This is a genomic window from Pedobacter namyangjuensis (assembly GCF_003313325.1).
In the GTDB taxonomy this organism is placed as follows: Bacteria; Bacteroidota; Bacteroidia; order Sphingobacteriales; family Sphingobacteriaceae; genus Pedobacter; species Pedobacter namyangjuensis.
Window position 1 is genome coordinate 166,446 of record NZ_QMHQ01000003.1, and the last position, 22,451, is coordinate 188,896.

18 protein-coding genes are annotated in these 22,451 nt (G+C 36.4%); 12 read left to right on the top strand and 6 right to left on the bottom strand.

What is annotated here, in order from left to right; all coding sequences use genetic code 11:
- Positions 1-23 precede the first annotated feature (23 nt).
- Positions 24-1,880 (top strand): asparagine synthase (glutamine-hydrolyzing), encoded by a 1,857-nt coding sequence (gene asnB / locus DUT69_RS12610; RefSeq protein WP_113653610.1) that lies wholly within the window; start codon positions 24-26, stop codon positions 1,878-1,880.
- Between the two features lie 72 nt (positions 1,881-1,952).
- Here the strand turns inward: asnB and DUT69_RS12615 are convergent, their stop codons facing one another.
- Positions 1,953-2,801, bottom strand: coding sequence for an energy transducer TonB (locus DUT69_RS12615; RefSeq protein ID WP_113653611.1), 849 nt, complete (start codon positions 2,799-2,801; stop codon positions 1,953-1,955).
- 281 nt (positions 2,802-3,082) lie between these two features.
- Here DUT69_RS12615 and DUT69_RS12620 point away from each other — a divergent pair, with 281 nt between their 5' ends.
- The 5 genes from DUT69_RS12620 to DUT69_RS12640 all read left to right on the top strand — a co-directional run bounded on the left by DUT69_RS12620 (position 3,083) and on the right by DUT69_RS12640 (position 9,225).
- Entirely contained in the window at positions 3,083-5,266 is a 2,184-nt protein-coding gene (locus DUT69_RS12620; protein ID WP_113653612.1) for a glutamine synthetase III family protein, read from the top strand.
- A gap of 595 nt (positions 5,267-5,861) precedes the next feature.
- Entirely contained in the window at positions 5,862-7,043 is a 1,182-nt protein-coding gene (locus DUT69_RS12625) for an AIR synthase related protein (RefSeq protein WP_113653613.1), read from the top strand.
- A 3-nt stretch (positions 7,044-7,046) separates the two neighbouring features.
- Positions 7,047-7,502: a GNAT family N-acetyltransferase gene (locus DUT69_RS12630; protein WP_113653614.1), complete on the top strand. Its 456-nt coding sequence runs from the start codon at positions 7,047-7,049 to the stop codon at positions 7,500-7,502.
- 105 nt (positions 7,503-7,607) lie between these two features.
- On the top strand, positions 7,608-8,543 hold the full coding sequence (locus DUT69_RS12635) for a D-2-hydroxyacid dehydrogenase (protein WP_113653615.1): 936 nt from the start codon (positions 7,608-7,610) through the stop codon (positions 8,541-8,543).
- An 88-nt stretch (positions 8,544-8,631) separates the two neighbouring features.
- On the top strand, positions 8,632-9,225 hold the full coding sequence (locus tag DUT69_RS12640; protein WP_113653616.1) for a 2OG-Fe(II) oxygenase: 594 nt from the start codon (positions 8,632-8,634) through the stop codon (positions 9,223-9,225).
- Positions 9,226-9,229: 4 nt separating this feature from the next.
- Here DUT69_RS12640 and DUT69_RS12645 read toward each other — a convergent pair whose 3' ends face one another.
- Both DUT69_RS12645 and DUT69_RS12650 read right to left on the bottom strand, forming a co-directional pair.
- Positions 9,230-10,084: a dienelactone hydrolase family protein gene (locus tag DUT69_RS12645; protein ID WP_113653617.1), complete on the bottom strand. Its 855-nt coding sequence runs from the start codon at positions 10,082-10,084 to the stop codon at positions 9,230-9,232.
- Positions 10,085-10,213: 129 nt separating this feature from the next.
- Positions 10,214-13,591 (bottom strand): TonB-dependent receptor, encoded by a 3,378-nt coding sequence (locus DUT69_RS12650; protein WP_113653618.1) that lies wholly within the window; start codon positions 13,589-13,591, stop codon positions 10,214-10,216.
- A gap of 437 nt (positions 13,592-14,028) precedes the next feature.
- Here DUT69_RS12650 and lpdA point away from each other — a divergent pair, with 437 nt between their 5' ends.
- The 3 genes from lpdA (at position 14,029) to DUT69_RS12665 (ending at position 16,971) form a co-directional block, all read left to right on the top strand.
- Positions 14,029-15,417: a dihydrolipoyl dehydrogenase gene (gene lpdA, locus DUT69_RS12655; protein WP_113653619.1), complete on the top strand. Its 1,389-nt coding sequence runs from the start codon at positions 14,029-14,031 to the stop codon at positions 15,415-15,417.
- 136 nt (positions 15,418-15,553) lie between these two features.
- Positions 15,554-16,396 carry an MBL fold metallo-hydrolase gene (locus DUT69_RS12660; protein WP_113653620.1) on the top strand — a complete coding sequence of 281 codons (843 nt, stop codon included), beginning with the start codon at positions 15,554-15,556 and terminating at the stop codon, positions 16,394-16,396.
- Between the two features lie 17 nt (positions 16,397-16,413).
- A complete protein-coding gene (locus DUT69_RS12665) occupies positions 16,414-16,971 on the top strand; it encodes a GNAT family N-acetyltransferase (RefSeq protein WP_113653621.1) in 558 nt (185 codons plus the stop codon).
- A gap of 7 nt (positions 16,972-16,978) precedes the next feature.
- Here DUT69_RS12665 and DUT69_RS12670 read toward each other — a convergent pair whose 3' ends face one another.
- Positions 16,979-17,197, bottom strand: a complete 219-nt coding sequence (locus DUT69_RS12670; protein ID WP_113653622.1) for a helix-turn-helix domain-containing protein — start codon at positions 17,195-17,197, stop codon at positions 16,979-16,981.
- Between the two features lie 140 nt (positions 17,198-17,337).
- Complete coding sequence (locus DUT69_RS12675; RefSeq protein ID WP_113653623.1) at positions 17,338-18,135, bottom strand: DUF2975 domain-containing protein; 798 nt, start codon at positions 18,133-18,135, stop codon at positions 17,338-17,340.
- 287 nt (positions 18,136-18,422) lie between these two features.
- Between DUT69_RS12675 and DUT69_RS12680 the strand changes: the two genes are divergently transcribed.
- The 3 genes from DUT69_RS12680 (at position 18,423) to DUT69_RS12690 (ending at position 22,146) form a co-directional block, all read left to right on the top strand.
- Positions 18,423-19,283, top strand: a complete 861-nt coding sequence (locus DUT69_RS12680) for a sigma-70 family RNA polymerase sigma factor (protein WP_090992569.1) — start codon at positions 18,423-18,425, stop codon at positions 19,281-19,283.
- A gap of 140 nt (positions 19,284-19,423) precedes the next feature.
- On the top strand, positions 19,424-20,872 hold the full coding sequence (locus DUT69_RS12685; RefSeq protein WP_113653624.1) for a glyceraldehyde-3-phosphate dehydrogenase: 1,449 nt from the start codon (positions 19,424-19,426) through the stop codon (positions 20,870-20,872).
- Between the two features lie 326 nt (positions 20,873-21,198).
- A complete protein-coding gene (locus DUT69_RS12690) occupies positions 21,199-22,146 on the top strand; it encodes a M28 family peptidase (protein WP_205314270.1) in 948 nt (315 codons plus the stop codon).
- Between the two features lie 38 nt (positions 22,147-22,184).
- Here DUT69_RS12690 and DUT69_RS12695 read toward each other — a convergent pair whose 3' ends face one another.
- Complete coding sequence (locus DUT69_RS12695) at positions 22,185-22,451, bottom strand: hypothetical protein (RefSeq protein ID WP_113653626.1); 267 nt, start codon at positions 22,449-22,451, stop codon at positions 22,185-22,187.

Genomic DNA, 22,451 nt, shown 5'->3' on the forward strand with positions numbered 1-22,451 from the left:
ATCTAAACTCTTCTTGAGCTAATATGAGCGGTATCACCGGTTTTTTAGACCATACTCATAGCATTAACGACAACGATCTTAAGTTAGCATCAGAAAGCTTGCTTCACAGAGGTACAGATGGAAGTAAAAGCGTAGTTGAAAAAAAAGATCATTACACTTTGGCACTTTCCAATGTTCGTTTAGCGACAATAGATCTGAGCGAAAAAGCGAACCAACCTTTCAACAGCATCTGTAATAATTATTGCATTACTTTTAATGGCACTATTTACAACTATCTTGAGCTTAGAGAATCCTTAATTAAGTACGGCATAATATTCTCTACACTCTCAGATACCGAAGTAATAATTGAGAGTTATAAAAAGTGGGGAAACAAAGCTTTTCAAATGTTTGATGGATCTTTTGCTTTTGCATTATTAGATAGAAAACTAAACCAGTTATTAGTTGCAAGAGACGAATTAGGCAGCAAACCTCTTTATTTTTATAAAAGCAAAGGCTTTTACGCGTTTGGTTCAGAAATAAAAGCACTTCTCTGCTATTCAAACATCAAAAAAGAGATTAATAAAGTAGCAGTCAGAAACTTTTTCAGGTTTGGGTATTTTACTGATGACGAAACGATTTTTCAAAACATTTACAAATTTAAAAAGGGCGTACTTACTACCATTGATTTACACAGTGGAAATAGCTATGATAGTCCACTAACTTGGCTAAACACCAGCCCAAAAGTTACAAATACAGATAGCGAAGATCAAATACTTAAAAAAATTGAAGATTTACTTACGGAATCAATTTTAAAGAGAAACGTGGCAGACGTACCCACAGCCGTTTTGCTTAGTGGTGGTTATGATAGTTCCATGGTTGCAGCCATCCTTCAAAAAAATCAAACTAAAAGAATTAAAACATTTACGGTTGGGTTTAATGACGAAAAATTTAACGAAGCAACACAAGCCAAAAAAGTTGCAGAACATTTAAAAACCAATCACCAAGATTTTTACATAGATCAAGACCAGGCTGCGGATATATTAAAAGATTTACCCAACGTTTTCGATGAGCCAGTTGGCGATAGTAGCGCAATCGCCTTATCTTTTCTTGGTAAAAACCTAAACAAAGACATTAAAATTTTATTAGGTGCCGAAGGTGGCGACGAACTATTTGGTGGCCATAGGACTTATGCCAGAGCTATTAATTTAGAAGAACTGTCATCAAAAAAGTCACCAACTCTTTGGGAAAAGCTAAAACTATACTACTGGAAAACCACCGATAAAAAAGTTCGTACTGTTTTAGAAACAGATGGCTTGCTGAATAAATACATTGAAATTAACGCCTGTTTTAGCAACGAAGAAATCGACAACCTACTCCGCTTTGAAGACAAAGCCATTTCTGCCAGAAAACCAAAGGCCAATGGTATTAAAGATTTGTTACTACATGATTTGCATAACTATTTGCCAGATAACTTACTGGTAAAAAGCGACAAATCTTTTATGAACTTTGCCATTGAAAGCAGAGATACTATTCTAAGTACCGATCTAATCACCTATTTGGCAACTTTAGATGCAAAGTGGTTCATCAAAGATGGAGAACAAAAATACTTGCTAAAGCAAATTACGCATAAATATGTACCGGCAGAGTTTATAAAAAAACCAAAAAAGGGATTTGTGATACCATTAGCGTCTTGGTTAAAAACCTCATTTAAGCCACTCGTTACAAAATATGTGTCTGAAGAAAAACTGAGAGAACACCAATTATTTAATGTTGAGGCAGCTCTAGACATAAAAAAGAAATTTTACCAAAACAGCAACCCGACCAATGCTCAAAAATTGTGGATGATGCTACAATTTCAGATGTGGTATGAAAGATGGATGGCAAAAGATAAGTCAACGTAAAAAGGGCTGTATCGTAAATCTCAGAAGCAATCTGATATTTAAAAACAGCCCTTATATAAAACTCATTAAAATTTATTGTGTAATGGTATAGTTAATTGGCATATTATACCTAACCCTAACTTTATTGTTATTTTGCTCTCCCGCAGACCATCTAGGCGATTTTTTGATCACTCGCATTGCTTCTTCATCGCAACCGCCTCCAATACCTCTGGTTACTGTTACATCAGTTATCGAACCATCTTTCTCCACCACAAAACTTACATAGACCTTTCCTTGTATGCCATTTTCTTGCGCAACGTACGGATAGCGTAGGTTTTTCTGAATGAATTTTGACCAAGCTGCCATCCCGCCAGGAAATTCAGGAAATTTTTCTACGCCAGCTGTAGTATAAACTGTATTATCTTCGCCTTTACCGTTTCCTGTCCCACCGCCATTGCCTAAGTTCTCGTCAATCGGCTTTGCGTTACCTAAACCCTCTTTACCTTCACTAGTTGTACTACCGACAATCGCATCCTGTAAATCTGCTGTAGTTGGCGGATCGGGAATAAATTCTTTATCAACCACCTTTATGTTAGCACTTAAATTTACAGTTTTAGCTTTTTCCAAAATTGGTTCTGCTTTTGGAAGTTCTTTTTTAATCTCCTCTTTTTTAGGCTCTTCTTTTTTCATCTCATGAATCGGTTCAATATCCTGAACCTGCATTACTACATCTGTTTGCACGGAAGGCTTCGGTTTAAAATACGCATAAATTGAAGGACCAACAAAAGCCATGATAAATAATGGGGCTGCAATAAGGAAAGATTTTAACAAAATACCTGCAGACTGCATCCTTAACACGTAAGCACCATAATTTTGGTTTCTGTTGCTAAATACAAGAGCGAGCCACCCGCTTCCGTATAAATTTGATGAATTGTTTAACATAGCTTTAAGTTTATTTTTAACTATGATGTTAGTTATATTTCATTTCCATAAGCCTTTAGAAAAAATATTCGGACTAGTTTAGCGTATACAGAAACCATTAAATACGCATAGATTTTTAACTACAATTTCGATAGATTTTAATTTTTACCATCAATTCAAAGCAACAATTAATAAATAAGGTCAATAATTTTCCAATTATTAATATTTTATCAACATTTTTTAATCATTTCAGTCAAAAAATAATAAAATACCATACTTTTACAGAAAATTTAATCAAATCAATGAAAAGTCTACGAACTATTGCACTAAAGGAAGCACAAAACAGAATTTCTCCTGAAGTAAAATCACCTTCTAATAAAATTTCTGAATTTTTCGGTTCAAACGTTTTCGATAAGAAAAAGATGAAAGATTTCTTATCTAAAGAAGTATATGAAAAATTAATTTCTACAATTGACCAAGGCTCTTTAATTAACCAAGAAGATGCCAACCAGATTGCTACAGCCATGAAAACTTGGGCAATGGGAAAGGGTGCAACTCATTACACGCACTGGTTTCAACCATTAACGGGTTCTACCGCAGAAAAACACGATTCGTTTTTTGAGCCTAGCGGCGATGGAGCAATTGAGAAATTTGCCGGAAGTGCATTAGTTCAGCAAGAACCAGATGCATCTAGCTTCCCTAATGGTGGTATTCGTAACACTTTCGAAGCTCGTGGTTACACTGCTTGGGATCCTTCTTCTCCAGCATTTATTATGGAGAGCAAAGCAGGTAAAACACTTTGTATTCCTACTGTATTTATTTCTTATACTGGCGAATCTTTAGATTATAAAGCACCGTTGTTAAAAGCATTAGCTGCGATGGATAAAGCTGCAGTAGATGTTTGTCAATATTTTGATAAAAGCATTAACAAAGTAACTGCTTCGTTAGGTATCGAACAAGAGTATTTCTTAGTAGATCTTGCTTTATTTAACGCTCGCCCAGATTTAGTAATGACTGGCCGTACGTTATTCGGACACATGTCTGCTAAAGGCCAACAGTTAGAAGATCATTATTTCGGTTCTATTCCTGAACGTGTATTTGCTTACATGGTAGATTTCGAAAACGAAGCTTTAAAATTAGGCATTCCTTTAAAAACTCGCCATAACGAGGTTGCACCATCTCAATTTGAGTGTGCTCCTATTTACGAAGAAATCAACTTAGCTATCGATCACAATCAATTGTTGATGGATTTGATGGAAAAAGTTGCTCGCCGTCATAACTTTAAAGTATTATTACACGAAAAACCATACGCTGGTATTAACGGTTCTGGTAAACATAACAACTGGAGCTTAATTACAGATACAGGTAAAAACCTATTAGCTCCGGGCAAAACACCTAAAAACAACCTAATGTTCTTAGCGTTTTTTGTAAACACGATTAAAGCTGTACACGAACATGCAGATTTGTTAAGAGCTAGTATTACTTCTGTAAGCAACGATCACCGTTTAGGTGCTAACGAAGCTCCTCCTGCCATCATCTCAATTTTCTTAGGTAAGCAGTTAGATGAAATTTTAGAGGAAATAGAACATTCTCGTATCAGCAAAAAAATTAAAGAAGATAATGGTTTGTGGTTAGGCATCCCTAAAATCCCGCAAATTATTTTAGACAATACAGATCGTAACCGTACATCGCCATTCGCATTTACAGGTAACAAATTCGAGCTAAGAGCAGTTGGTTCTACAGCTAACTCTTCTGCACCAATGACAGTGCTAAACGCTATCGTGGCAGATCAGTTAACCAAGTTTAAAGTAGACGTTGATAAATTGATTAAAAAAGGCGACAAAAAAGATGTGGCATTATTAACGGTTATCAAAAAATACATTAAAGAATCTAAAGCTATTCGTTTCGAAGGAAACGGTTATAGCCAAGAATGGGCGGACGAAGCTGCAACACGTGGTTTATCGAACATCAAAACTACGCCTAAAGCACTTGATGCTTACGTTAGCGAAAAATCTACTGAGTTGTTTACCAAAACCAACATCTTCAGCAAAAGAGAATTACACGCTCGCCACGAGATTCTATTAGAAAGCTTCTTTAGAAAATTACAGATCGAAGCTCGTGTAATGGGCGATGTAACAAATAGTCAGATTTTACCTGCCGCAATTGCTTATCAAAATATTTTGATAGAAAACGCAAAAGGCCTTAAAGACCTTGGCCTAAGTAAAGAAGCTATTGCTACACCAATGGCTATCATCGAAACGCTATCTAAACATATCGGCATCGTTAAAACAAATATCGATGCAATGTTAGAAGAACGTAAGAAAACTAACACCATTGAAGATAGTCGCGATAAAGCAATTAGCTACGACGAAAATGTTAAGGTTTATTTCGATACTATTCGTTACCACGTAGATAAATTAGAGCAAATTGTTGACGACAGCGTTTGGCCTCTACCTAAATTCCGCGAGTTATTATTTTTAAAATAGAATTTCTTTTTACCATAAGGTTAAGGCGTCCTGATTATTCGAGACGCCTTTTTTGTTTGTATCTTTCATTAATTTTTGTCATTCTGAGCAAAGCGAAGGAACTGCTCGGATGGTTCCCTAAATTTTAGATCCCTCAAAACCTGACAAAGTTTTTTAGTTTTTTCGAAAAGCAACCTTCTTCACCTATCAACATCACTCCTTCTTTCCGCTAAATCTTTTTGGTTTTAAAACTTACGAAGTCAATTTTTTTTCCTATAGACTTCGTAAGTTTAACCAAAAAGTATACCGCTACAATAAGGTTTATTATACAAAAACCAGTGCAACTATGTCTAGTTGCTAGTAGTAAAAACCAAAGTTCTACAAACGGGATTGAAGCGAAAATCCTTTTTGTTTTTTTAGTGATGCGTTGAGAAATTTACAGTGGTTTGGAAAGAAACCGAGAAAGCTTAAAAACAAAAAGATTGCAGCAAAAAGCCCGACTGACAATAAAAAAACTACTGCCTTTGCTTTTCCAAAAAAATGCTTTTGCTATATCAAACCTTTTACCCTTTTACCTTCCACCTTTTAGCTTAAAATCTTATCTTTGCAAGCAATTATGAGCGACAATAGGTACAACCAACGCGGTGTTTCCGCATCAAAAGAAGATGTTCACGAAGCTATCAAAAATATAGATAAAGGCATCTTTCCACAGGCATTTTGCAAAATTATTCCAGACATTTTAGGTAACGACGAAAATTTCTGCAACATTATGCATGCTGATGGTGCAGGTACAAAGTCTTCATTGGCGTATACCTACTGGAAAGAAACTGGAGATATTTCTGTTTGGAAAGGTATAGCTCAAGATGCCATCATCATGAATTTAGATGATTTGATTTGTGTTGGCGCAACCGAAAACATCTTGCTTTCGTCTACAATCGGTCGAAATAAAAACCTAATTCCTGGAGAAGTTATAGCCGCAATAATTAACGGTACAGAAGAAATTTTGGCCGAGCTTAGAGAACTTGGCATTTCTATTTTCAGCACCGGTGGCGAAACTGCCGATGTTGGTGATTTGGTAAGAACAATTATTGTAGATTCTACAGTTACTTGCCGTTTAAAAAGAGATGAGGTAATTAGCAACCACAACATACAAGATGGCGACGTGATTGTTGGTTTGGCATCTTATGGCCAAGCTACTTACGAAAGCGAATACAACGGCGGAATGGGTTCTAATGGGCTTACTTCCGCCAGACATGACGTTTTCGAAAAATCCATTGCCAATAATTATCCAGAAAGTTTTGATCCGGCCGTACCTTTCGACTTAGTATTTTCTGGTGGTAAAAATCTAACCGATGAGGTTGAAATCGGCGATTCGCAAAGCGTAACAGCTGGCAAACTGGTACTCTCTCCTACTCGTACCTATGCACCAGTAATTAAAAAGGTATTAGATTTATTCCGCAAAGATATACATGGATTGGTACATTGCAGCGGTGGCGCACAAACTAAAGTGCTACACTTTATAAATGACGATGTACATGTTATAAAAGATAATCTGTTCCCTGTTCCACCATTATTCAAACTGATACAAGAACAATCTGGCACAGATTGGAAGGAAATGTACAAAGTGTTTAACATGGGCCATAGAATGGAAATTTATGTCCCATCTAGTATCGCTGCAGAAATAATTGCAATTTCAAAAAGCTTTAATATCGATGCACAAATTATCGGTCGCGTAGAAAAAGGAAGTCAAAAACAAGTAACCATTAACAGCGATAAAGGAAACTTTATTTACAACTAGCCTATGTTTAGCATAAAAAGAACCGATTCTACAGACAAGAACTTTATAACGCTGGTTGGTTTGCTAGATGCAGAGCTTGCGGTTAGAGACGGTGGAGATCATTCATTTTATGCGCAGTATAACAAAATAGACAAGATAAACAACGTTGTTGTAGTCTATCTGGATGATAAACCAGTTGGTTGCGGGGCATTCAAACCTTTTGACGCCGAAAGTATTGAAGTTAAACGAATGTTTGTTAGCGAAACGGCAAGAAACCAAAAAGTTGCTACACAAATTTTAACCATGCTAGAAGTTTGGGCGAAGGAATTAGGTTATAAAAAAAGTGTTTTAGAAACTGGAAAGCGTCAACCAGAGGCAATTGCCTTATACAAGAAATCTGGATATATAGTTACCGCTAATTATGGTCAGTACATTGGTATCGATAACAGCATTTGTTTCGAGAAAGTTATTGCAAGCTAAACTTCCTAACTAACTTACTGAGCTTCAAATAGCTGATTTGGGTAATGAATTAGCTACAAACCATCTGTAAACTTTCGTGTTTTAACTAGTACAATTCCTTATAAAATGACGAAAATACTTGTTTACACTAAGCTAGAAGATACACCCCAAAAACAGTTGGTTAACGGATTAGCTGATTCAACAACTATTGAATTTGCTGTAAATCTGCGAGAAGAAAAAGTACTACAAGCACTATCCGAAGCCACTATTGTTATCGGAAATGCGCCGGTAAATCATTGGAACAACCCACATAACCATGTTAAATTTTGGCAATTAGATTCGGCCGGATTTGATCAATACAAAAACTTGGATTTAAATTTTCCAATTGCCAACATGGGCGATTATTATGCTAGAAACTGTGCGGAAACTATTGTAACGGGATTATTTTCATTTTACCGAGGAATATCAGATTTAGTAAGATTACAAAAGGATAAACATTGGGTTGGGAGTAAAATAAGGAAACAACTTCAAAGCATCGCCGGAAAAAAGGTTGTAATTCTAGGCGCAGGCGCAATAGCGTTATACGCCAGAGAAATGTTAACTGCTTTTGGATGCGAAGTTATATTAACTGCACGGAAAAATCCCGAAGCCGAAATTCATGATAAGGCTGAATTGTTAAAAATACTGCCAGATACAGATGCTGTAATAAATACCCTACCAGGCTCGGCCGAAAAATATGTAGACAGTAATTTTATAGAAGCCATGAAAAATGGCAGTGTTTACGCAAATGTTGGGAGAGGCAATACCACGGATGAAGAGTCGCTCATAAATGCACTTGAAAGCGGAAAATTGGCTGGTGCAATTTTAGATGTTACCGAAGTTGAACCTTTACCTGTAGAAAGTAAATTATGGGAGATGAACCAAGTAATTCTAACCCAACATTCTGGTGGTGGTGATGAAAATGAAGTAAGTGGAAAAGTAAATCATTTTATTAAAAATGTAAATAAATTTTTAAAGGCAGAGCAACCCGATAGTTTAATAGATTTAAATAGAGGATACTAATCTATAACACTTTCAAGTTTAGCAGATATTATGGTTTAAATAACATACCTTCATACCATATCTTCACTATTGCTTACCTAAACGCTAATTGCAAAAAATATTTGACACTTTAATTGACAGTTTTATAGCTGATAAGGTTGGTATTGCCGATGGTTTTCTAACGGAGTTCCTTGCCGCGAACTTAAGAGACAACATTAATACACTCCACGCCACCAATCAATTTGCAGCTGCTGGCGTTGGAAATAATAAAGTGGCTGATCAAAATAGCTTAATACGGAATGACAAAATTTACTGGCTAGATCGTATTCACAATAACATCCATGAAAATCTGTTTTTTGATTTGATAGACGCTTTTGTGAAATATCTCAACGAAACCTGCTATACCGGAATTACTGGCTACGAATTCCATTACACATTATACGAGAAAGGAAATTTCTACCTCAAACATTTAGACCAATTCAAGAACAATAGTAGTAGAAAATATTCTATGATTTTGTACTTGAATACAGACTGGAAAGACGGTGATGGTGGAGAATTATGTGTACACCACAGCAACCATTTACAACTGATCTCACCGAACAACGGCAAAAGTATTTTCTTTAAAAGCGACGAGCTACATCATGAAGTATTAATAAATCATCAAACAAGAATAAGTATTACTGGCTGGCTCAAAGTTGATTAAAATATCAAGCAAGCTTAGCCTTAAATAAATCTACCGTACGTTGCCATGCTAGTTTTGCAGCGGTTTCATTATATCTCGTCGGCGAAGTATTATTATTGAAAGCATGATTTACACCTTCGTAAATATATATTTTATGCTCAATATTATTCTCTTTTAAAGCTTTCTCGTAAGCTGGTATACCTGCATTTATTCTTTCGTCCAAACCTCCATAATGTAGCATTACGCTAGCCTTAATTTTATTTACGTCCTCGGTTTTTGCTTGCGCACCATAATAGGCTACCGCTGCATTTAGTTTCGGATCAGCAACCGCTAGTTTATTAGACATGCCTCCACCCCAACAAAAACCCATACATCCGGTCTTTCCATTTCCGTCTCTATGTTTCCTCAGGTAATCTAATCCTTTTAAATAATTCTGCAGATTCTTTTCAGCATCCAGCTTACCTATCAACTCCCTACCCTTTTCCTCATCGGCCGGCGTCCCTCCAAACGGAGAAAGTGCATCAATTCCTAAAGTTAAAAAACCTTCAGAGGCTAACCTCTTTGTAACATCGATTATGTGTGGATTTAGACCTCTATTTTCGTGAATTACAACTACTGTACCTAACTTAGATTTACCTTTTGGCTTCGCTAAAACTGCCTTTATATCACCTTCTACTCCTGGATAAGTTATATTTTCTACATCCAAGTTTTTATCATCCTGCAGTGTTGATGCAGACGCATAATTATTTTCTAGCATCGGCAAAATAGTCATAGCCAGGGCGGTGCTACCAGCTAGCACTGCCAGTTTTTTAATAAAGTTCTTTCTGCTTAATTGACTGTGCGTATAGGCATCGTAAAGGTTAATTATTTTCTGATCCATAGGATGATTTTTTATTTCAACCTAATTTACAGATTAATAACTCTTTTTTTTACAGCAAGCTGTAATATTTTAGGCACAAAAAAACCCGCTAGCAAATTGCTAACGGGTTCTGTTTTATTAATATAAGTATTAGTTAAAGTTATAACGAATACCGAATTGCATATAATAAGTTGATGAAATAGTTTGAGATGTTCCAAAAGTAGATCTAACCATATCACCTTGACTGCTACCCATTAAGAATGTAGGTTTTGTAGTAGCACTGATTGCGCTAACATTTTGAGGAACCAAAATACTCGCGTTATTTACAAAGTTCAAGTTACCCCAGTTTTTGTTTAACAAGTTACCTACGTTAAAGATATCTACTGTAAACTGTACAGAATTTTTGCTATCTCCAATGTTTCTGAAAACTTCTTGAGTTAATCTAAAATCAACTTGGTTTCTCCAAGGAGAAGTTGCACCGTTACGTTTTGCATATTTACCTTTATTTTCTCTTAAATAATCATCTTGTTCGATATAGGCAAAAAATGCGTCGCTTTGTTCTTGAGCAGTATACGCTTTAGGATAGTTTCTTAAAGTGGTAATCTGACCTTGAGCATTGTAAGCGTGAACTTGGTTTGCAGGTACATTAACGAAAGTAATTTCTGAAGGATCTTTTGGAATATAAATTAAATCATTTGACTGTCCGTCACGGTTAAAGTCAGCTCCATATAAGTAAGAGAAACGACCTTGTTGAGCGCCTTCATAAAATAATGAAATGGACGTTGATAAGTTTCTAAAGTATTCTTTTTTGAAAGATACAGAAGCAATTACTCTATCTGGAGTTAAGTTTTGAGAATAGCTTAAGCTTGCAACGTTAGGGTTTGTAGATGTTGGAGGGATAGACCACAAGTTAGACAACTGATCGCCAGTTCCATCACCAAAGTTACGCTGATCCGTACGAGTATAGGCAACCATTAATCCCAAACCTTGAGAAAATTGCTTGCTTAACTGAGCAGTAGCCATCCAATTATAACCACCTTTAGCGTTTACCATTTTAACAGCCGTGATGTTGGTAGTACCAGTTGCAGAAGGTATACCTGCAGAAGTTGTATTTACTGCTTGTCTAGCGTTTACGCTATTCGCAAAAAACGGTCTGTTATCTGGATAACCAGCAATGTTTAATACTGTTGGGTCTTTCAAGTTAACGTTAACACCAACCGCTGCGTTCAAGTCTCTACCATAGATACCTTCTAATGTACCAACGATACCCCAAGGTAATTTAGCGTCAACTGCTAAACTAGATTTCCAAGTTTGAGGAAATTTCAAGTCTTTAGACATCGCACTGATCGTTGTAGGGATAGAAGTTCCTGCTGCACCTTTTGGAGTAGTTAAGTTAGGAGCAATACTCGGACTAAAAAATGGGACATCGTTTCCTGTGTATGCTTGTAAGTATTGTAACAGACCTGCATCACCTGATTGAGAAACAATCCATACAAAAGGAACCCTACCTGTAAAGATACCCGAACCACCTCTTACTTGTAACGAACGGTCTCCGTTAACATCCCAGTTGAAACCAATACGCGGAGAGTAAGTTAATTTGTTGTCTGGTAACTCACCGGTATTAATTTTTTGCCCATTTGCAAAAGTTTGTGCTGCGATTAAAGGATGAGTTCTGATTTCGTCTACACTTGGATAAGTAGCTTGTTCAACTCTTAAACCAGCTGTTAATTTAAAACGGTCTGAAACTGTAAACTCATCTTGCAAAAATGCTGAGTATTGAGCAAATTTAAATGATGGGAAAGCCTGAGAACCATCAGCGGTTAATGGATAAGTAACTGAATATTGTAATGGTCTTTGATTAGTTACAAAATCATTCCATGATCTGAAAGTATAAAAACCTGTACCAAAACGTTGGAAACCATTTTTAGTAGTACTAAATTCAGCTTGCAAGCCTAAAGTAAGATTGTGTTTTCCGAATGAAGCACTTAGCTCATCAGTATAAGTGTAACTTCTAACATCTCTTAAGTTGCCATAAGTAAACGGCTCATATCCAAAAGTTGTTAATACGTTACCTGCGTTCGTAGAAGATTGTGTTCCATCTAAGATATCAACCAAAGGAAATGGAGAGCTATCAGATGTTCTAGGATCATTTTGGTGAGAGTACGCAAAACGCAACGTATTGCTAAATTTACTACCGAAAGATGAGTTTAACTCAGCAGTAGCAGAATATAAGTTAGCTGCTTGGTAATAATTAGAGTTAAAGAATGGTAAACCTGCAGTTGCAGCATTTCCAGATCTTACGTTTCCATATTGCAATACTCCATTAACTCCGGAGTTAGATACAGAAGTACTAGCTGGACTTGGGCTTTGGCTTTCCACTTGATTATATCTTACGCTGAAACGGTGATTTTTGTTAATGTTCCAATCTAAACGAGCAAACATTTTTTCGTTTTCACTAACATTTTCATAGTTCTGGTAAGGGCCAGTTTCGTAACCATAAGTGTTTTTCAAATATGCACTAGCCATATTCATAAAATCAGCTGTTGTTCTTGTTACTGTAGAAACAGAGCCATATGGCAGAGACGGAGTAGCCGCTAACCTTGTACTTCCAGGAGCTTTAGTAAATTTCTTTTCGTAGTTAACAAAGAAAAACAATCTATCTTTAATAATTGGACCGCCGAAGCTTGCACCATAGTTTTTCTCATCTAATTTCTGCAATGCAGGGATAGTGTAATCTCCAATTCTTTTACCTTGCTGATCATCACCACGCATAGTGTAAAAAGCGTTACCAAAAAACTTGTTACCACCTGATCTTGTTACAGCATTAACTGCACCACCTGTAAAACCAGTCTGACGAACATCGTACGGAGTTACATTGATAGAGATCTGTTCTAAAGCGTCGATAGAGATTGGCGAACCACCGGCAGGGATGTTTGAACCAATACCAAATTGGTTATTGTAGTTTGCACCATCAACCATAAAGTTGTTTGAACGATAGTTACCACCACCAATACTTGTACCGTTTGCTTGTGGCGTTAAACGTGTAATATCGTTAACACTACGAGTAATGGTTGGCAAAGTTTGGATTTGGCTTCTACCTACAACTGTGTTTGCACCGCTCTTGTTAGAGTTCATGATTGGATTAGATCCAGAACCAACAATATTTACGGTTTCTAATGTAGAGCTATTGTCAGAAAGTTCAACGTTTAATAAAAAAGGTTCACCCAATTTTAATGTAACGTTTTCGAATTTCTGGGTTTTGTAACCCACAAAGCTTACCTCAATAACATAAGGACCACCAACACGCATGTTTCCAATAGTGTAACGGCCATCATTGTTAGTAATAACACCATAAACTGTACCAGTTGGTGTGTGCGTAGCTTTAACGCTGGCACCAGGCATCGTTTCTTTCGAATCTCTGATGGTACCTGTTAATGACGAGGTGGTAATCTGCGCATTAGCTACAGCGCCGAAACCAACAAAGGCAAGAACAATTACTACAATTTTTAATAGTAAAGATTTCTTCATACTCTTTTAATTATTTTTTTGTTTTTGTTAAGATATGTTAAAATAACGCTGCAAATGTAAATATTTATTTACACTAGAAACCAATTTCCAATGTTAAATAATTATTAAGAATGCCAAAAACTTATCAACACTTAACATTTAAGTTAACTTTTATAACTAACAGTTTATCAGCTGATTGATATACCTCCTATTTCTACTAAACTTTAAGTTAAATATGTAGCAACTTCGTTGATATTTTGTCAAACCAAAGTGATGTAAAATGTTTAAGCTTATTTTAACCAACATTTTTTATAATTTTGGGCATTACATAATATAAGTTAATTCCTTTTTAAAGATATGAACCCGACATTACTGAAATAATCATTTAGATTATTAAATGAATTATTTCAGTAATCAAAGGCTCCATCTGACCATTAAAAAACCATAAAAAAGAACAGATGAACTACGATTTAATTGTTATAGGCAGCGGTCCGGGCGGATACGTAACTGCAATTAGAGCTTCTCAACTAGGTTTAAAAACCGCAGTTATTGAACGCGAATCTTTAGGTGGCATTTGCCTCAATTGGGGCTGTATCCCTACTAAAGCCTTATTAAAAAGTGCGCAAGTATTCGAATATATCAATCATGCTGCAGACTATGGTATTAATGCGCCAGAGGCTACAGCAGATTTTGCAGCCGTTATAAAACGTAGTCGTGGCGTTGCCGATGGCATGAGCAAAGGTGTTCAATTTCTAATGAAAAAGAACAAAATTGATGTAATAATGGGTACTGGAAAGGTTAAAGCTGGCAACAAAGTTGAAGTTAAAGCAGCCGATGGAACTCAAAAAGAAATTACCGCTAAAAATATTGTTATTGCTACAGGTGCCCGTTCTAGAGAGTTGCCTAACTTAAAACAAGACGGCAAAAAAGTAATCGGCTACCGCCAAGCAATGGTTTTACCTGAACAACCTAAATCTATGGTTGTTGTTGGTTCGGGCGCTATTGGTGTTGAGTTTGCTTATTTCTATGCTACCATGGGCACCAAAGTTACCATAGTTGAGTTTATGGAAAACATTGTTCCAGTAGAGGACGAAGATGTATCTAAACAACTATTGCGTAGCTTAAAGAAAACTGGTATCGATATCATGACTTCTGCCAGCGTTGAATCTGTTGATACAAGCGGTAGCGGATGTAAAGTTCAAGTTAAAACAGCTAGTGGCATGCAAACCATAGAATGTGATATCGTTCTTTCTGCGGCGGGTGTTGTTGCCAATATCGAAAACATCGGTTTAGAAGAAACTGGTATCAAAACAGAAAAAGGTAAAATTGTTGTTGACGAGTTTTATAACACAACCGTTAAAGGTTATTACGCCATAGGCGATGTGGTTGGCGGTCAGTCTTTAGCACACGTCGCTTCTGCAGAAGGAATTATTTGTGTTGAGAAAATTGCCGGTCAGCATGTTGAGCCTTTAGATTACAATAACATTCCCGGATGTACTTACGCAAGTCCAGAAATTGCTTCTGTGGGTTACACCGAAAAAGCAGCTAAAGCAGCGGGTTACGAATTAAAAATCGGTAAATTCCCTTTCTCAGCTTCTGGCAAAGCAAGTGCTGCTGGTGCTAAAGATGGTTTCGTGAAATTAATTTTCGATGCTAAATATGGAGAATTATTAGGTGCGCACATGATTGGTGCTAACGTTACAGAAATGATTGCTGAAATAGTAGTTGCTCGTAAATTAGAAACTACAGGTCATGAAATGATAAAAGCAGTTCACCCTCACCCTACCATGAGCGAGGCTATTATGGAAGCTGCAGCTGATGCATACGGAGAGGTAATACATTTATAAGGTAAAAAATTGTTTTTAAGGCTGAAGAAAAATCAGCTTAAAAACAATCTAATCTCAAAAACCCTTTAGTTAAACTAAAGGGTTTTTGTATTTTTATACTTGTAGCCTTCAACCTCAACACTCTAAACGTCAAAAAATGAAACTCTACACTATTAATACCGGCATGTTTAAATTAGATGGCGGCGCAATGTTTGGCGTTGTACCAAAATCTATTTGGCAAAAATCCAATCCTGCAGACGAGAATAACTTATGCTCTTGGGCAATGCGCTGTCTTTTAATTGAAGATGGCAGTCGTTTAATATTAGTAGACACGGGCATTGGGAACAAACAAGATGAAAAATTCTTGGGTCATTATTACTTGCATGGCGATGATAATTTAGATTTATCATTAGCTAAACATGGCTTTAATCGTGATGACATTACCGATGTTTTTTTAACGCACCTACATTTTGATCATTGTGGCGGTGCTATTGAGCGCCATGGAGATCGTTATCGCCCAGCGTTCAAAAATGCATTGTATTGGACTAACCAGCAACATTGGGACTGGGCCGTTACGCCAAACGCACGAGAAAAAGCATCTTTCTTAAAAGAAAATATAATTCCGATACAAGAAAGTGGGCAACTAAGATTCATCCCATCTCAGGATGGTGTTCTTTTTCACGAAGGTTTTACCACTCGTTTTGCATTTGGGCATACAGATGCTATGATGCTGCCACAACTTCAATACAAGGATAAAACTATCGTTTATATGGCAGATCTGCTCCCCTCTGTTGGCCACATTCCATTGCATTACGTTATGTCTTATGACATGTTCCCGCTGCAAACCCTGAAGGAAAAGGCATCGTTTTTAGAAGAAGCTGCCAAAAACGAATACATCTTATACCTAGAACATGATCCAGTTAACGAATGTTGCACCGTTCAGCAGACCGAAAAAGGTGTTAGATTAAAAGACACCTTTAGCCTGGCTTCCATTCTTTAAATTTTAATCCAACCGTAATGATTAGAAAAGCAACGCATGAGGATGCTGATGCAATTGTAAATTTTATGATGCTAGCCATGGGCGATTTACCTTACAAATTTGCAAATACGGAGGATAAAAACATTGCAATCAGATTGCTAAAAAAGTTCGTCCTAATAGACAGAAATCAATACAGCATAACTAACACTTTTGTTTACGAGCAGGAAGACGAAATTGCTGGCGCTATTATCGCTTATGATGGTGGCAAAATTAAAACACTTCGCAAACCATTCTTCGATTATATTTCTGAAAACTTCCACCACAAAAAATTTGAAATGGAATTGGAAAGTGAAGTTGGAGAATTTTATATAGATGCTGTAGCTGTAGAGCCTAATTTTCAGGGCAAAGGAATTGGCAAAAGCCTGATCTTAACAGTAGCCGAAAAAGCCAGAACACTTGGTTTTAAAAAGTTAGGGTTATTGGTATCTACCAATAATAATGATGCGAAAAGATTGTACGAGAAAATTGGTTTTAAGACCGTCGGCTACAAAAATTTACTAGGAACAAGTCATGAACATTTGGTTTACGAAATTTAACTCCCGCCTAAGACCAACTCAAATCTACTTTATATTCCAAAATATCGCCAGGCTGGCAATGCAAAACCCTACAAATTGCCTCTAAGGTTTCTAAGCGTACAGCTTTCGCTTTTCCCGTTTTTAATATCGAAAGATTAGACATGGTAATGCCTACCCTATCGCTAAGTTCAGTTAACGACATTTTTCGCTTTGCGAGCATTACATCTAAGTTTATTATTATGGGCATAGGGAAATTTACAAAGATTTTTTAAATGGTGAGTTCTTGTTCCTGTTGTAAAATCATTGATTTTTTTAAACGCAGTATACATGAAAATGCAAAAGCAGAAAAAATAATTAAGTAGCAATCAAAGCCCCAAAAGTAATCGCTTAAATTGTTAAATCTTGTTCTTCTTTTATTAAAATTGCTTGTTTCAAAACTTGCGCAAGTAATATAACTAACATGCCAACTCCCAAGGCAGATAGACTTCCAGTGTTTGTAAAATCTAAAGAAATGTTCAAATCATAATTTAAGCCACTTGGAATTGACGTAATATGAAAATTTGGATGCTGCATAATTAGCATATTTACGATACCGATGAAATAAGCAAACACTTCTTTTAAGATAAGCAACCAACCTAAAAATGAAAATAGCTTGAAGCTTTTTGGTAATAAGATGTCTCCATCCATATATCTATTTGTTAATTTAGTTAATACTATCAGAAACAAAACCGAAATTAAACTCTTGACTTGCCCAACTATTGACCAAAAGACATTGTGAATTTTATTTTTTGAATAAACCCTTACTTTCACATTTTCGGAAGAAGATATTTCATTGGAAATCCTTACATCTCTATTGTCATAAGAAATAAATTGGTTAATTATCTCGTGATTAACAGTATCATTTTCAAATAAAATCTCGCGACCTTCATCGCCTATGTAAACATTGTTTACACCATTTTTATATACACGTAGGGTATCGGGCGGATTAAAGTTCATTCTTGCATCTACGAAGTTTCCCTTAGTTCTGTAACCAACTGTCCATCCCGCAAAGGTTAAATGAGATTTTTCGGCAAAAACATCTGCTATAATACCGCTTAGAATCTGAATAGAAATAATTAAAACTCCTAACTGCAAAAATGCCTTGATTACTCTTGCCAAGTTAAAATATTTTACGTTTTTTGCCATTACACTTTAATTAATATTTCTATAACCTAACAATTTATTTACCTCACAAACATAAAACAATAATTACCACAAATCAAAATATATTTATTGAATTACGATAAATTTTAGTTAAATTTCAAATAGACTAACTATCATACTGACATTTTTTCTTTGGAACGATATTTGCTGTAAATAAATCGTTAAAAAATATGTCATAAACTGTAACATTTTCAGCAATTTACCGCGGTTATATGTACAATAAAACATACTTTTGCAGCATTGGAATAATATCGCACTAAAACACATAGATGAGACAACTCAAAATAACCCAATCCATCACCAATCGTGAAAGTCAGTCGTTAGATAAGTATTTACACGAGATTGGTAAAGTAGATTTAATTACCGCTGAGGAAGAAGTAATTCTTGCTCGTAAAATTCGCGAGGGCGACCAAGCTGCGTTGGAGCGCTTAACAAAAACCAACTTGCGTTTCGTCGTTTCAGTAGCTAAACAATATCAAAATCAAGGACTTACATTAGGAGATTTAATTAACGAAGGTAACTTAGGTTTAATTAAAGCAGCCAAACGTTTTGATGAAACCAAAGGTTTCAAATTCATTTCATATGCAGTTTGGTGGATTCGTCAGTCCATCCTACAAGCAATTGCAGAGCAAAGTCGTATCGTGCGTCTACCTCTTAACCAGGTAGGCTCATTAAGCAAAATTAGTAAAGCATTCTCTAAATTAGAGCAGGAGTTTGAGCGTGAGCCATCTCCAGAAGAATTGGCAGATATTTTAGAAACTACAGTCGATAAAATTTCTGACACGCTAAGTAACTCCGGCCGTCACGTATCTATGGATGCACCTTTTGTACAAGGTGAGGAAAATACGCTACTAGATGTGTTAGAAAATCACGAACCTAATACAGATAGCAACTTAATTAACGAATCTCTTTCTGAAGAGATTAAACGTTCTTTATCTACATTAACAGAGCGTGAGCGTGAGATTATTGTTTTATTTTTCGGCTTAAGTACAAATCACCCACTTTCTTTAGAAGAAATTGGTGAGAAGTTTAACTTAACTCGTGAGCGTGTTCGCCAAATTAAAGACAAGGCCTTACAGCGTTTACGCCACACTTCACGTAGTAAAATCTTAAAATCTTACTTAGGATAATCGGTAAAAACATTGGTACTTAGTGTGCTTTAAACACCCTAAAAACCAACATTTTACAAGAAAAATAATTTAAAAAAGATTGGGTTCTCACCCGATCTTTTTTAGTTTTGCAGCAATTTCTAACCAAATTATTTTCTTGTATGTTAAACAAATATCAATCAGAGTTTCAAAACTGGATTGAAAAAGAGAAAAAAGCGCTTGAACTAATCAGCGTTGTCGGACATCTTTGGTTCGACCGTTCTATAGAACTTGTTCTCTTTCGAAAACCCCTATTCGATGTTGGAAGTAGCGAAATATTGGCACATCACCAGTATGCTAAAGAAGTAAGTGGCAAAGACATTTCCATTTACGAGACACTAGAGCTAGCATCTACAATCACTAAATGCAACTTGGCGCCTTCTCGCATAGATATCGGTCGCTTAGTAGCCGAATGGCTTGATGAAAGCAACACACATTCGTCTATGCACAATTTTGTGGTAAGCAAACTTGCTAGCCACATTGGCAAAGATAAAATCAGCCTTAAGCCTGTAGATGTGGTACTTTATGGTTTTGGGCGCATCGGACGTATTGCCGCTAGAGAACTAATTGTACAGGCCGGCAAAGGCGAACAACTTCGTTTACGAGCTATTGTAACCAGAAGTTACAGCGACGAAGAATTAGTAAAAAGAGCAGAGCTTTTAAGAACCGACTCTATTCATGGGCCGTTTAATGGGACGATAACAGAAGATTTTGAAAATAAAGCTCTAATTATAAACGGGCAAACAGTATATTTCATTTTAGCTAAAAACCCAGAAGATGCTGATTATACCTCATACGGTATAGAAAATGCTTTGCTGATAGATAATACTGGAGTATTTAGAGATCGGGATGGATTGGGAAGACATTTAAAAGCCAACGGAATTAGCAAAGTTTTATTAACCGCACCCGCCAAAGGCGATATTCCAAACATTGTAACTGGTATCAATGATGCAGATTTCGACTACCAAACAGAAACAATTTTCTCGAACGCATCTTGTACAACAAATGCCATCATTCCGGTTTTAAAAGTTATAGAAGATACATTCGGAATAGATAAAGGACATATCGAAACCGTCCACTCCTATACTAACGACCAAAACCTATTAGATAATTACCATAACAAATACCGCAGAGGCCGTTCTGCTGCTTTAAACTTGGTGATTACTGAAACAGGTGCCGATAAAGCGGTTGCGAAAGTTATTCCCCATTTAGCGGGCAAACTCACCGGCAATGCCGTACGTGTACCCACCCCAAACGTTTCTCTGGCAATTCTAAATCTTTCGCTTAAAAAAACTACCAGTAAACAAGAAGTTGAAGATGTACTTAAGCAAGCTTCACTTTTTGGCGACTTATCGGAACAGCTAGAATATTCTATTTCAAACGAGCTGGTTAGTAGTGATTTAATTGGAAATAGCCACGCTTCTATTGTAGATGGCCCAGCAACCATCATTTCAAAAGATAACCAATCAGTAGTGTTATACGCTTGGTACGACAATGAATATGGCTACACTCGTCAAGTTATTCGTTTGGCAAAAAAATTAGCAGGCGTAGTACGATTAACTTATTATTAATTGAATCCTTAATTTAACCACTTGAGAAGCTGCTCAACTTTCCAAAAAAGCGACGAGGGTAAAGTACAGCTTCTTAGGTGGTTAGCTAATTCGAAAAACAAGGCCAGTTCAAATGGCTAAACCTGTCCCGCTTTCCGCTACAATCTTTTTGCTGCCGTTTGGAGTGGAGTGAAAGAATTTTCATCAAAAAGTATTTCTGCTACAATCGGGTTTAAATTACAACGATTCTAACTTTTGGCTAAAGTATGCATCATTCCAAAACCCCGTTATGCATTATATGGCGTAATATATTTACCTTTACCTATATCAATTAAGCAATTTATAAAATGAAAAGAATATTTCTGATACCCCTAGCTTTATTAATGAGCTGTGGTACGGTAAAAACAACTTCCAACAACGACCAAGTTGGCGAGCAATTATTAAAAGATGTTGAAGTGTTAGCTTCTGATGCATACGAAGGAAGAAAAACAGGCACAAAAGGTGCAGAAATGGCAAGAACGTACTTAACTGGTAGATTAAAGGAAATTGGCGTAAAACCATTCCCAGGAAAAAACACTTACGAATACGACTTTGAATTTAAATCTCGTAATGGTAGCGAAACTGTGAAAGGGAAAAACCTAATTGCCTGCATCCCCGGCAAAACGGAGAATGTAATTGTAATATCGGCGCACTATGACCATATCGGAATAATTAAAAACGAAGTTTTTAACGGTGCGGACGACAATGCTTCCGGCGCTGCCGCATTATTGCAGTTTGCCAAATATTTCGCAAAAAACAAGCCTAACAACACCCTAATTTTTGCATTATTTGACGCAGAAGAAATGGGCTTACAAGGTGCAAAAGCTTTTGTAGCAAATCCGCCGGTTGCATTAGAAAAGATTAGGCTTAACATAAATATGGATATGATTAGCCATAACGATAAGCAAGAGCTATACGCAGTGGGCACTTTTAAATATCCTGAATTGAAACCTTATTTCGTTACTACAAATCCAAATCTAAAAGTATTGTTTGGCCATGACGATCCAAAGTTAGGTTCTGATGACTGGACTAATCAAAGCGACCAAGGAGCTTTTAATGCTAAAAACATCCCATTTATTTACTTTGGTGTAGAGGATCATAAAGATTACCATAAAGCAACTGACGAGTACCAGAACATTAACAAAACGTTTTTTAAAGATGCCGCGAATGCGATACAAGAAATAATTGTTAACATCGATAAACAAAAAGATATACAGGCAATATTTAGGGAAACCCTAAAAAGCAAAAAGCAGTAAATAAAAAAGCCCGATTTTGCAATCGGGCTTTTTTATTCTTAATATTCTACATCAATTATGCACTTTATTGGAATGTGCACATTGTTTTTCAACTGTATATATTTCTCTGTTACAGACCAAACCGTAGTATGAACCTTTTTAGCGCCTTCCGTCGTATTAAAAATAATAGTGGCTTTCGCCTTAAATTCATTGCCCAATCTTGATGACGCCGCCAATCGACTAACGATATCATCAGTGTGTTTATTCTCAGCAGGTATTATCTTAGTAACATCTATTTCTTCTTTCTCTATAAGTTCCGCAGTCAT